General features: G+C 37.3%; 10 protein-coding genes. 6 read left to right on the forward strand and 4 right to left on the reverse strand.

Annotation, left to right across the window (positions count from 1 at the left end):
* The first annotated feature begins 621 nt into the window (after positions 1 to 621).
* Together G4417_RS12400 and G4417_RS12405 are read left to right on the forward strand one after the other, a co-directional pair.
* Positions 622 to 1,143, forward strand: coding sequence for a hypothetical protein (locus G4417_RS12400; protein WP_173683708.1), 522 nt, complete (start codon positions 622 to 624; stop codon positions 1,141 to 1,143).
* Positions 1,144 to 1,194: 51 nt separating this feature from the next.
* Complete coding sequence (locus G4417_RS12405) at positions 1,195 to 1,671, forward strand: putative ABC transporter permease (protein ID WP_173683709.1); 477 nt, start codon at positions 1,195 to 1,197, stop codon at positions 1,669 to 1,671.
* A 30-nt stretch (positions 1,672 to 1,701) separates the two neighbouring features.
* Here G4417_RS12405 and G4417_RS12410 read toward each other — a convergent pair whose 3' ends face one another.
* Complete coding sequence (locus tag G4417_RS12410) at positions 1,702 to 2,325, reverse strand: hypothetical protein (protein ID WP_173683710.1); 624 nt, start codon at positions 2,323 to 2,325, stop codon at positions 1,702 to 1,704.
* Between the two features lie 926 nt (positions 2,326 to 3,251).
* On the opposite strand from G4417_RS12410, the gene G4417_RS12415 reads away from it, so the two are divergent.
* A complete protein-coding gene (locus G4417_RS12415) occupies positions 3,252 to 3,605 on the forward strand; it encodes a hypothetical protein (protein ID WP_173683711.1) in 354 nt (117 codons plus the stop codon).
* Here G4417_RS12415 and G4417_RS12420 read toward each other — a convergent pair.
* Positions 3,573 to 3,911 carry a hypothetical protein gene (locus G4417_RS12420; RefSeq protein ID WP_173683712.1) on the reverse strand — a complete coding sequence of 113 codons (339 nt, stop codon included), beginning with the start codon at positions 3,909 to 3,911 and terminating at the stop codon, positions 3,573 to 3,575. The genes G4417_RS12415 and G4417_RS12420 overlap by 33 nt on opposite strands.
* 642 nt (positions 3,912 to 4,553) lie before the next feature.
* Between G4417_RS12420 and G4417_RS12425 the strand changes: the two genes are divergently transcribed.
* The 3 genes from G4417_RS12425 (at position 4,554) to G4417_RS12435 (ending at position 7,023) form a co-directional block, all read left to right on the forward strand.
* A complete protein-coding gene (locus G4417_RS12425) occupies positions 4,554 to 4,748 on the forward strand; it encodes a KTSC domain-containing protein (RefSeq protein ID WP_173683713.1) in 195 nt (64 codons plus the stop codon).
* 371 nt (positions 4,749 to 5,119) lie between these two features.
* Positions 5,120 to 6,358 (forward strand): IS110 family transposase, encoded by a 1,239-nt coding sequence (locus tag G4417_RS12430; RefSeq protein WP_173683714.1) that lies wholly within the window; start codon positions 5,120 to 5,122, stop codon positions 6,356 to 6,358.
* A gap of 449 nt (positions 6,359 to 6,807) precedes the next feature.
* Positions 6,808 to 7,023: a hypothetical protein gene (locus G4417_RS12435; protein WP_173683715.1), complete on the forward strand. Its 216-nt coding sequence runs from the start codon at positions 6,808 to 6,810 to the stop codon at positions 7,021 to 7,023.
* Between the two features lie 806 nt (positions 7,024 to 7,829).
* Here the strand turns inward: G4417_RS12435 and ppdK are convergent.
* Together ppdK and G4417_RS12445 are read right to left on the reverse strand one after the other, a co-directional pair.
* A complete protein-coding gene (gene ppdK, locus G4417_RS12440; protein WP_055058049.1) occupies positions 7,830 to 10,460 on the reverse strand; it encodes a pyruvate, phosphate dikinase in 2,631 nt (876 codons plus the stop codon).
* Positions 10,461 to 10,811: 351 nt separating this feature from the next.
* On the reverse strand, positions 10,812 to 12,068 hold the full coding sequence (locus tag G4417_RS12445) for a 6-phosphofructokinase (protein WP_173683716.1): 1,257 nt from the start codon (positions 12,066 to 12,068) through the stop codon (positions 10,812 to 10,814).
* Positions 12,069 to 12,376: the final 308 nt, after the last annotated feature.

Here is a 12,376-nt window from a genome sequence, read left to right on the forward strand (position 1 = left end):
TGCCGACTCCGTCATCATTAAGTGTTTCCCTGCAGTCAGGAAATTCTACACATACGCTGATCCACCAGTTCAATCCGTCAAAGGATATTCTCGGGTTCATATATTTAGCATTTGTCGGAATACGTCCATGTTCTGCAAGTCTTACCCAATTCATTTTTTGTTTATTTGCTTTCTTGCTGGAAGAAAAGCCTTCAAATTTAACGTGTGTATTACTGAAGCGTATCTTAACGTTGTCCTGATAGAACTTCGGCATTGCTCTCTTTTTTGACTTGAATCTTGGGAATTTCTGCAAACCCTTAAAAAAGTTCTTATACGCAGTACAGGCATCTTTGATCGCCTGTTTGGTTACATTATAGGTAAACATTATAAAAGGAGAAAACCGAAATGTTGTACTATAAAGTAATTAATGACAATATATTTATTGGTATATCTACTGCTTTGGATTTATGCAAATATAAATTGCGTGATGGTTTACCGCCACTTATGCTTACTTGTAATCTTGACGAAGCTCAATATATTGTTTGTGCCGACAACTATTATCATGATTCCTAGTTGCGTCCGGAAACTGTAAAAGGTCTATACCCTTCCGCTTCTATCATAGAAATTGATAAAGAAGAATTTATGGCACTCAACAAATCAATAGAGTCTGGAGAACAAATCGAAGTTCCGAAAACACCAGAGATACCAGATATTGATAATACGCCATCAGACCCAAATCAGGAAATTACAGTTGAATATGTAAAAAATACAAAAATAGCAGAGATGAATATGATGTGTACGAATCTTATTCAGAAAGGATTTGATATAAAGTTAAGCGATGGAAGCTCTTATCACTTCTCTCTTACCGAACAAGATCAACTCAATCTTATTACACTTTCTACTATGGTTGCATCTGGAGAAACCGAAATCCCATATCATGCCGATGGTGAACTTTGTAAATTCTATACAGTAAATGATATTAATGCCATCTTGACTGCTGCAACCGCTTGGAAAACCTATCAAGTTACATACAATAATTCTCTAAAAAAATACATCAATTCACTTGAAAAGATAACCGATATTTCTGCCATTACTTATGGTATAGAAATTCCTGTTGATTATCAATCAGATGTATTGAAAGCACTACTTATGCAACAACAATAATTATGTTGCACTTAAATAATCGGAGTGTCAATATTTTTATAAGGAGTGTATATGAAAGACAAATTTTTAAAGAATTTAGTTTTGTTTCTGGTTGGCTTCTGTTCTTATATCACTATAGAAACACTGTTTCGTGGATATAGTTATTGGCAAATGGGGATATGTGGTGGACTGGCAATTGTAATTCTTGATAAAATAAATGATATAATCTCATGGGATATTGACATTGTTATTCAAGGACTGACTGGCTCGCTGCTCATTACGCTGATGGAACTTTCTATTGGTTTGGCTTGGAATTATCTGCCAATTCCTCATATGTGGGATTACTCAAATCTGCCACTCAACTATCATGGGATTATCTGTGTTCCATTTATGGTTATTTGGTTCTTTTTATCATGGGTAGCAATCTTACTGGCAGACTGCATTAATTACTATGTTTTTGAAGAAATGCCAGTGCCATATTATAGATTATTTGGAAAGATTGTTTTTAGGTTCAAAGAAAAAGAATGTAAATTAAATAAAAGGGTGTAGTTATTTTCACCCTTTTATTTTTTTACGATTTTAAACATAGTCTATATCTATACCTTCATTATGGAATTTGTTCAATAAATATTCTTGGCTTATGTCCAAATTAATAATTTTAGGAACTGTTATCTTTTCTAAACTATTTCTTATTTCTGCATTTTTGCAAAGATCATGGAAATCTATGTACGTATGTACTGCATATAATCCGTTTATTTCATCCACAAACCATCCGGCAAGACCTACTGGACATACAATCCAACCTGATACAGATTTACCCGAAGAATTAAAAAAATATTTTTTATTATCTATCGTTACAAAGCCTTTATAAAAGTTAACTTGACTTTTGGAATTGAGATAATAGTATTTTGTACCGATTTGTTTCTGGATATTTTTCTCGGCACATCTTTTTCCGTTTGGTTGGTAATAATAGTTATAACCTTTAATTTTGACAATCTTATTTTTTACCATTCTTCCTTTTTTGTCAAAATAATAATAGTATTTCCCGATCTTTTTCGATCCAGTAATCTTCTTATTATTAATATAATAATATTTATTTTGACCATTTATTTTCCATCCATTTGTAGCTGCATTAATTTGATATGATGGAATTAACAATATAAGAAAAATCAACATAACACATATAATTTTTTTCTTTTTCATACTCAATACCTCCCCATAGTTTATCTTATTTACATTATATTATATTATGTTTTATGCTCTTTATCAAGCACATTGTATCATAAAACAAAAATGACCCAGAGAACTGTATTTCTACAATTCTCCAGGGTCGATTTTTACGTTTGGACACTTTCGGGGATGGTTGGCTATTTTACCTCTTTAGAGGATATTTAGCTTTGCCCCTTAACAATATGCTGTTATGGGGCACACCACTTCATCCTCAAAGGGGGCAAATCCCGCATCGTCCTAATAGAAATCAAGCCCATATCCTCAGAATTTGGAATAGAAACTAAATAAAATTTATCTTTTATTGAAGTATGAAAAATCGCATAAATTCAAGGTTTTGCTCTATGCAGTAAAACAAAAAAGACCCTGAAGAACTGTATTTCTACAATTCTCCAAGGTCGATTTTTACGTTTGGACACTTTAGGGCTGGTTGGCTATTTTACCTCTTTAGAGGATATTTCGCTTTGCCCCTTAACATTATTGTCAAAGGGCAATCTCTTTTATTCAGTTTTAAGACAAAAGCTCTATCCTCTTGATATTCTCTTGATATTCTCTCTTGATGCACTCTCAATCATTAAAATACTACCAAAATTTCACTCTAACTTTTGCCCTGATATTGCCCTTTATAACCTTGTTATTTTGAGAAAATATATTTTCCTTGTTATGACTGATAACTGTATTACAATTAACTGCTTAACTGCTGCCCTTGATAATTTGATAATATAACCGTCTACTGATTAACGCTTTCAGATTAACGCTTAAAGCTGTTCGCTTTCAGATTTACGCTTTACTCAGATTGATATTTTATTTCTATCACATTCTTTAATAATGTTGTATAATTCCTTCTGTATAGTTTTATCTGATATAGTTTCATCTATATAACCATATACAGGAGGTTTTCTATGAACAACACAAATAAAGATGTACTTACTAAAAATGTACTTACTGCTGCCCTTAATGATTATTTGTTACATATCCAGATTGACCCACTTGGAGATGTAACATCACAGGTCAATGCTGCAAAAGCTCTTATCAATTATATTTCTACCAATGATGATATAACTGCCGATTGGGTAAAATCTAATTGGATAATCTTATTACCAGCGATTGACTATCATCGAAATTCATTAAAAGAAAGTATTCATAATGCCATACTTGACAATGATGAAGATAAGCTTTCTGAACTAAGAGCTGAAAACAGGAATTTACAACCATTCCTTAATTTACTGAAACCATTCAGGACACTCACCAGCTAAAATATCATAGTCTGTTCCATTACGGACTCTTTCTATGATTCTCTTTTGTCTATCGTCATATGGCTCTTTCCAAGTGCTATTTTTTATATGGAACAATACATTAAATCTAGCTCGCTGCGAATTATATATTTTATAATCCACATCTGTCCATTCTGCCATTGGTTTTGTTATACGGAAATTCTTGAGGATGTAGTCGTAATATTCCGAAAACGGTACATCCTCTGGGATTTCTTCGCCTATATGTTTGAAATTCACTTTGAGGTATTTTGAATATTCCCAAGAATCTCGTCCATATTGTTTAGCCACTTTTTCTAATTCTTTTAACTCAGTTTCGGTTATTTCAGTTATTTCTTTTTAGTTATCTGGTACTTTTGCAGACAACTTTTCTTTATTACTTGTTTCCAAATTCAACACTCCAATCATATTTTTCTATAGATATTTTATATAGATTTTGTATATATAGATATTTTAATTGAAGTTGTGTTCCCACCACCCTCCCCTAGTCCAGTCTTGGGGGTTCTCAACCTGTAAGCAGTTCCTATTTCCATACGATTTCTCGTATAATAAGTGGAGGATTTTTTGATGCACCACCATCAAATTTCCTCTGCCTAAGAGTTGCTTACAGAAAGTTCTGTCTAGGTTAGTTCTGTTTAAGTTAGTTCAGCTCTCTCGCCAGAGCTTTACTATATAAACCTATACAGAAGGGAGGTGTTCGTTATGGATATTAATTTCAATAAGTCTACCAACATTACTTGGAAGCCTGATAATATCTTAGAAGTCGCATCTAGGATGTTCCTACCTCATAGGATGTTTATACCCTTCAGGACTTCCTATCTCTGTATGTTCCTATCTCTAAACAAATTCTCGTATACTAATAAGTGAGGGATTATTGATGCCCTTTTCACCATCAATAATTCCCTCTAATTTGTTATGGAGGGAGGTGTCATTATGGATATTAATTCTATTTCTTGGGATTCAACTTTACTGAAAGTTCAATTCTCAAATGGAAAAGTAATTGCCTTTGAAAATATTACTTTTTCTGAATATCAGCAGTTGTTGTCTTATTTAACTGCTGCTGACAAACCATCAATTGAAGCTATGCTTAATGAGCTAGAAATGTACCATGTTCATCATGTAGCTTAATTTTTGAAAAGGTTGCTCTATTCACAGTAGAGTAGCCTTTTCTTTTTGTTGCGTATCTGTTATAGTAGCGTGTCTATATTAGACGGTCACATTATCAAATTATCAACGAATCATGAAAGCTTATCTCAGCCTATAATGAAAATAGGATACTGACTCCACTACTTTTTTCACTTCTCTTTTTGCCTTACAATAGTCTTAGGCAGGATTAAGTTTGATTGCACCTTGGAGGATTTGCACCCCGTTTGTCAACGTAAATGATTTGCCCTTGAGCACAGCATATTGTCGCACCTTTTATGAATAGCACAAGTAGCAAAGTCCGTATTATCTCGGGCAAATCTCCTGCCGATTCTATAGTAAAGGAGTTGTTCTGTATGAAAGACCTTCTGGAAATTTCCTGTGGACTGGATGTCCACAAAGAAAAAATTGTTGCATGTATCCTGACTGGTCCTCTGGGCAAGCCAACCCGTTCTGAAATCCGTGAGTTTTCTACATTGATTCCGGATATGATAGCATTACGGCATTGGATCGTTTCTAAAAACTGCCATCATGTAGCTATGGAAAGCACCGGTATCTATTGGATGCCGATTTATGAAATACTGGAGGATGCTTTCTCTGGTGACATTACCCTGCTTGTTGTAAATGCACGCCATATGAAAAATGTTCCTGGTAAAAAGACCGATATGCGGGATTCCGAATGGATTTCCACTTTGCTTCGCGCCGGACTTTTGAACGGAAGTTTTATTCCCGAAAGAAGAATTCGGGAATTCCGCGATCTAAATCGTTACCGTAAGAGTGTCATCCGCGATATTACATCACAGAAGAACAGGATTGAGAAATTTTTACAAAGTTCCGGCTTCCGTCTATCATCCTTTATTTCTGATATTTTTGGCGCTTCGGGTAGAAACATCATTCTGCATTTAATTGAACATGGGCAGATTGATAAAACTGCTTTAGATTCTTGTCTCAAAACCAAGACCAGAAACCGTATTGATGAAATTCTCATGTCCGTGAACGGAACACTGTCAGAACACCAAAAGGCATTTTTAAGGATTCTCATGACTCATTACGATTCTTTAAAGAAACATCTTGCTGAAATTGAAACGAGTCTCGAGGAAGATATGGATCCATTTGCCCTGCAGGTTGAGCAGTTGAATAGCATCTATGGAATAAGCACAACTGCTTCCTGTGCAATTATTGCTGAAATCGGTATTGATATGAAGCCGTTTAAAACTGCGGAACACATCTGCTCATGGGCCGGTCTGTGCCCAGGTAATAACGAAAGTGCTGGAAAACGAAAAAGCACCTCTGTCACAAAAGGCAATCCTTACATAAAAAGTATGCTCTGCGAAATTGCCTGGGTGATTGCAGGGAAACGCAACACTTATCTTTCGGCATGGTACTGGAGAATCAAACAGAAAAAAGGAGCCAAAAAAGCGATTGTCGCACTTGCCCGAAAACTTCTTGTCATCATCTACACAATGTTAAAACAAGGAACTCTATTTGACGAATCCTGTTTTGAAACAAGACGTAAGCACTGTGAACAAAAACAGCTTTCTCGTTATATACGGGAATTGGAAAAGCATGGCTATCATGTGGAAGCTCAAAGCTAGCCTTTCTTAAATACGATCAATATCTCACTACAGGCAGCCAATACTGTGACTGCTTTATAGTGATGCTTTCATAATTGTTGAAAACATTTGTTGTCAAGGTTCAGTTTTTTGCTACGAGTTTTATTTTCGTAGCAAGGTTCTGTTGTCATAAGTGTTTTTGTTCCTCATAAAATTCGTATTTTATGAGGAAATCAAGACCTCTAAAAGCCCTTAAAACAAGGTATTTCTCCAATTATCAAAAACTGCTGCCAATAGCCTGTTTGAGCTTATAATAGCCTGTATTAAGCCTATATTAGCCTGTTTATTAACAAAAAAGACCCTGTAACCATTTATCAGTTCCTCTTTTCTCTACTATTCTCGTATAATAATATTGTGGTCTGTTAGTACCAATAACAGGCTGCAACACTTATATAACAGATTAATACTGTGCAGAGGAAAGAGGTGATATTATGAATATTCTTACAAGTCCAGTTCATACAAGCCAGAACCCAACACCAATTCAGGCAATAAACTGGAAAAGCAACTCTCTAACCATTACCTGTCAATCAGGTAAGGTTATTGAATTTTGTCCTGTTTCATTTTTTGAGTATATGGAAATCTCCAAAGCCATAACTCTTAATGAAGTTTTGATGTACAATCCTTTACTTATTAACAGGATAAAATAATACTTTTCCAATGATGGGAGCTTCCTATTCGCAGTAGGATGTTCCCATTTTTTTGTTAGTTGTAAGAAATTCATTATGGGTTACAAGGTCATTCTTTTCTGTATTTTGTCTATTTACTTTTCCTCAAAACACTGTAAAATAGTATGCGGTATACCAAAACTACATAGGAAGGAGCATATCTATGGATATATTGCAATTACTGTTTTTTATTGTCATTGCAATAGTGCTTATTATGTTAGTAGGGAAAGTCTCATTTTCCAAACACACTCAATCAATTCACATCCGTCTATTCGGTATGGTTGATTTTGAAGCACATTTTTACGAATCTAATGACAATAAGAATACTAATCAGTAGTTGTTGCTTTTTTTCTTGCGTTTGTATACTAAATCTCCTTAATGGCTCAGTAGTAATTATCTACTGGGCTGTTTTTAATTGATATTTAGTGTGTATGACATAGTGTTTAAGTAGTAATAAATGACATACAGGCAGTTCAAACAAATTGACTTGCACAAATTGTGTAACAAAAAAGACCTTGTAAGTCTGATGAGAAATATACTATGAGAAGTTATCTCTTTATTGAGAAGTTATTCTTGAAGTATTATCTCTATCAGACCAACAAGGTCAATTCTTATGCTTGGACAATTACTTGATTTTGATTGATTATGATTATGAAATATAATCATTTTGAATAACCATTTTGAATCAAGTTTTCATGTTACAGGACGGTCGTTTTGAGGAAACTAACTGGATAGAAAGTTTGCCCTAAAACTGGATAATCGGATTTGCCCTGTGACAATTATGTTAATTATGCATTCTTCTCAGCGATAGCTGCCTGTGCTGCTGCGAGACGAGCGATCGGTACACGGAATGGTGAGCAGGATACATAGTTAAGACCGATCTTGTGGCAGAATTCTACAGAAGACGGATCTCCACCATGCTCGCCGCAGATACCTACGTGAAGGTTCGGGTTAACCGGTTTGCCGAGTTCGATAGCCATCTTCATCAGCTTGCCAACACCAACCTGATCCAGTTTTGCAAATGGATCATTCTCGAAGATCTTAGCGTCATAGTATGCGTTGAGGAATTTACCTGCATCATCACGAGAGAAGCCGTATGTCATCTGAGTAAGGTCGTTTGTACCGAAGCAGAAGAAGTCTGCTTCTTTAGCGATCTCATCAGCTGTAAGAGCTGCTCTCGGGATCTCGATCATTGTACCAACTTCATACTGAAGATCAGAACCAGCGGCTTTGATCTCAGCATCAGCTGTCTCAACTACGAATTTCTTAACATATTTAAGCTCTTTTACATCGCCAACAAGTGGGATCATGATTTCCGGTTTGATTGTCCAGTCCGGATGAGCTTTCTTAACTTCGATTGCTGCGCGGATAACTGCTGTTGTCTGCATCTTAGCAATTTCAGGATATGTTACAGCAAGACGGCATCCACGATGTCCCATCATCGGGTTGAACTCATGAAGAGAAGCGATGATAGTCTTGATCTGCTCTACAGTTTTGCCCTGAGCATCTGCAAGTTTCTTGATGTCAGCTTCATCTGTAGGAACGAACTCATGAAGAGGCGGATCCAGGAAACGGATAGTAACAGGGTTACCTTCCAGAGCTTCAAAGAGACCTTTGAAGTCATCCTGCTGATATGGAAGAACTTTTTCAAGTGCTTTCTCTCTCTCTTCTGCTGTTTCGGAGCAGATCATTTCACGGAATGCATCGATACGTCCCTCACCGAAGAACATATGCTCTGTACGGCAAAGACCGATACCTTCTGCACCAAGCTCTACAGCTTTCTTAGCATCTGCAGGAGTATCTGCATTTGTACGAACTTTCATTGTTCTGTACTTGTCAGCCCATGCCATGATGCGTCCGAACTCACCAGCGATTGTAGCGTCTACAGTCGGGATGATTCCGTCGTAGATGTTACCGGTTGTACCATCGATGGAGATGAAGTCTCCTTCGTGGAATTCTTTACCAGCAAGTGTGAATTTCTTGTTTTCTTCGTCCATAGCGATATCACCGCATCCGGATACACAGCACTCACCCATACCACGGGCAACAACTGCTGCGTGAGATGTCATACCACCACGAACTGTCAGGATACCCTGAGCAGATTTCATACCTGTGATGTCTTCCGGAGATGTCTCAAGACGTACAAGTACGACTTTCTCTCCTCTTTCAGCCCATTCAACAGCGTCATCAGCTGTGAATACGATCTTACCGCAAGCAGCTCCAGGAGAAGCGCCAAGGCCTTTACCCATTGGTGTAGCAGCTTTCAGAGCAGCAGCATCAAACTGTGGGTGAAGAAGAGTATCAAGGTTACGTGGGTCGATCATAGCTACAGCTTCTTCTTCTGTTCTCATTCCCTCATCAACAAGGTCACAAGCGATCTTTAAAGCAGCCTGAGCTGTTCTCTTACCGTTACGTGTCTGAAGCATATACAGTTTACCATGCTCTACAGTAAACTCCATATCCTGCATGTCTCTGTAGTGTTTTTCAAGTGTTTCGCAAACCTGTTTGAACTGTACGAATGCTTCCGGGAATTTCTGTTCCATTTCGGAGATGTGCATAGGTGTACGAACACCGGCAACAACGTCTTCACCCTGAGCATTTGTAAGGAATTCACCAAACAGACCGTTAGCTCCTGTAGCAGGGTCACGTGTGAAGGCAACACCTGTACCACAGTCATCGCCCATGTTACCAAATGCCATCATCTGTACGTTAACTGCAGTACCCCAGGAATATGGGATATCGTTGTCACGACGATATACATTTGCACGTGGGTTGTCCCATGAACGGAATACGGCTTTGATAGCACCCATTAACTGTTCCTTAGGATCAGTTGGGAAATCAGCACCGATTTTTGCTTTATATTCAGCTTTGAACTGTTCAGCTAATTCATGAAGGTCTTCTGCAGTAAGTTCAACATCCTGCTTAACACCTCTTTTAGCTTTCATCTCATCGATAAGTTCTTCGAAATATTTCTTTCCGACTTCCATAACTACATCAGAGTACATCTGGATGAATCTTCTGTAGCAGTCCCATGCCCAACGAGCATTGCCGGATTTTTCAGCAAGTACGTTAACAACGTCTTCATTTAAACCAAGGTTCAGGATAGTATCCATCATACCTGGCATAGAAGCTCTCGCACCAGAACGAACGGAAACAAGCAGAGGATTTTCTTTGTCACCGAATTTCTTTCCGGTAACTCCTTCCATTTTGGTGATTGCTTCCATGATCTGAGCCATAATCTCATCATTGATCTGTCTTCCGTCTTCATAGTACTGAGTACAAGCTTCTGTTGTGATTGTGAAGCCCTGAGGTACAGGAAGACCAAGGTTTGTCATTTCAGCAAGGTTGGCACCTTTACCACCCAGAAGGTTTCTCATATTAGCGTTACCTTCTGTAAACATGTAAACCCATTTTGCCATTTTACATTTTCCTCCTAAATTATTGTTCTTTTGTAACTATTCAGCATTCTGTTGTGAAGTAACTGAACAGCCACACCTTTCGCACATAAGTAAATATATGTTTCTTATACGCACATAATTATTTTATAGAGTTTGTGTCATTTCGTCAAGGTTATTCTGCTAAAATCAGCTAAAATTTTTATATATTCTGCATAAAGTGATTTATTTTATTATTCTTATTATTGTTAAGGTTTTCTCAGTCCTTTATTCTGGTCTTTATCTATATTTTTCTCTCACATATATAACAGGAAAAAACGGGAAGCAAAACAGATAAGTTGATCTGCCCGGCTGCCCGTTTATAATTTTTATCAATTATTTCTTTCTGCCTTTTTTCACGTTCAGTACCAGATGTCTTGGCATACCATTTACCATGATAGGCTGATAATCTCCCTGGATCAGTGGTTTGATGTAATCCACAAAATCTTTGGTTACATTTGTAGCATCTTTATTCATCCATTCTCTCGGAACAAGTTTCTCCTCATTTGCAATTCTGTGTACATCGTAGATACCTGTAGCTGCCATGTACGGATCATCGGAAACACGATCAATAACAACCATTTTACCTGTGTCACCTTCATCTGCAGCTTTAACTGCAGCACCACCTACCATGAATGCTTCATCAATATCCACTCTGGATGCCATATGGGAAGCACTTCTCTGTAATGTGGAAAGTTCAACAGCTCTTGTCTTGCATCCGCACTCTGCTGCCAGGAAGTTTGCCAGATAAGTGGCTGTTCCCTGAAGCTGTTTATGCCCGAATGCATCCACATAGTCTCCCACGCTTCCAAGCTCACATACATATCTTCCGTCTGCCAGCTTAATTCCCTCGGAAACTGCGATCACAATAGATGCTTTTTTATTCAGAAGATCTTTTACTTTTGTAAGGAATTTCTCAACATCAAAAGGCACTTCCGGCAGATAGATCAGATCCGGTCCGTCGCAGTCCTCGGATTTTGCCAGTGCTGTGGCACCTGTAAGCCATCCGGCATTACGTCCCATGATCTCCATGATCGTAATCATATTTTTCTTATAAGTAAGTCCCAGTGCATCGCGGATCACTTCTTTTGTGGATGCGCCGATATATTTTGCAGCACTTCCGAATCCGGGTGTATGGTCTGTCAGCGCCAGGTCATTGTCGATTGTTTTCGGAACACCAAGGAACTTCTGAGTCTGTCCTGTGAGAATCGCATAATCAGACAGTTTCTTGATCGTATCCATGGAATCATTTCCGCCAATGTAGATAAACGCATAAATATCCAGTTTATTTAAGATCTCAAAAATTTTCTCATAAATTGCTTTATCTTCGTGAATCTCAGGAAGCTTGTAACGGCAGGAACCTAAAAATGCAGATGGTGTTCTTTTGAGTAATTCGATATCCAGTTCTGAATGAATCTGTGTTGACAGATCAATATACTGTTCATCCAACAGTCCCTGAATGCCGTGAAGCATTCCGTATACTTTGTCAAATCCTCGTTCAATGGCATTCTTGTAAACTCCGGCAAGACTGGAATTGATTACTGCAGTAGGTCCTCCTGATTGTCCAACAATGATATTTCTTTTTTTCGCCATAGCAATGACCTCCTTGTTTTCACGTTTTGTTCATTATGTCTTAGTCCCGCAGGACTCGTTGAGGTAAATTGTAACAAATATTTTTTTATTCGTCAATCATTTATTGTGGTTTTTACACATATGATTTCTGTATTTCGTCACTATATCAGTGTATTTTTCGATTTGCCACGACATTTCAAGTCTATTTTTGTATATTTATAACTATAATTAATCCGGTCCATGTGTTATACTTATAGACAGATTGATTCCGGCATCAACTTATAGCAATCAAAATCTTTTTGAAAATTGCCGGACATCAATGTCCGTAA

Source organism: Blautia wexlerae, from assembly GCF_013300825.1.
Taxonomy (GTDB): Bacteria; Bacillota; Clostridia; order Lachnospirales; family Lachnospiraceae; genus Blautia_A; species Blautia_A wexlerae_B.

Coding starts and splice junctions, on each gene's coding strand:
- G4417_RS12400 (WP_173683708.1), top strand. CDS start 622: ATGGCACTCAACAAATCAATAGAGTCTGGAGAACAAATCGAAGTTCCG.
- G4417_RS12405 (WP_173683709.1), top strand. CDS start 1,195: ATGAAAGACAAATTTTTAAAGAATTTAGTTTTGTTTCTGGTTGGCTTC.
- G4417_RS12410 (WP_173683710.1), bottom strand. CDS start 2,325: ATGAAAAAGAAAAAAATTATATGTGTTATGTTGATTTTTCTTATATTG.
- G4417_RS12415 (WP_173683711.1), top strand. CDS start 3,252: ATGAACAACACAAATAAAGATGTACTTACTAAAAATGTACTTACTGCT.
- G4417_RS12425 (WP_173683713.1), top strand. CDS start 4,554: ATGGATATTAATTCTATTTCTTGGGATTCAACTTTACTGAAAGTTCAA.
- G4417_RS12430 (WP_173683714.1), top strand. CDS start 5,120: ATGAAAGACCTTCTGGAAATTTCCTGTGGACTGGATGTCCACAAAGAA.
- G4417_RS12435 (WP_173683715.1), top strand. CDS start 6,808: ATGAATATTCTTACAAGTCCAGTTCATACAAGCCAGAACCCAACACCA.
- ppdK (WP_055058049.1), bottom strand. CDS start 10,460: ATGGCAAAATGGGTTTACATGTTTACAGAAGGTAACGCTAATATGAGA.
- G4417_RS12445 (WP_173683716.1), bottom strand. CDS start 12,068: ATGGCGAAAAAAAGAAATATCATTGTTGGACAATCAGGAGGACCTACT.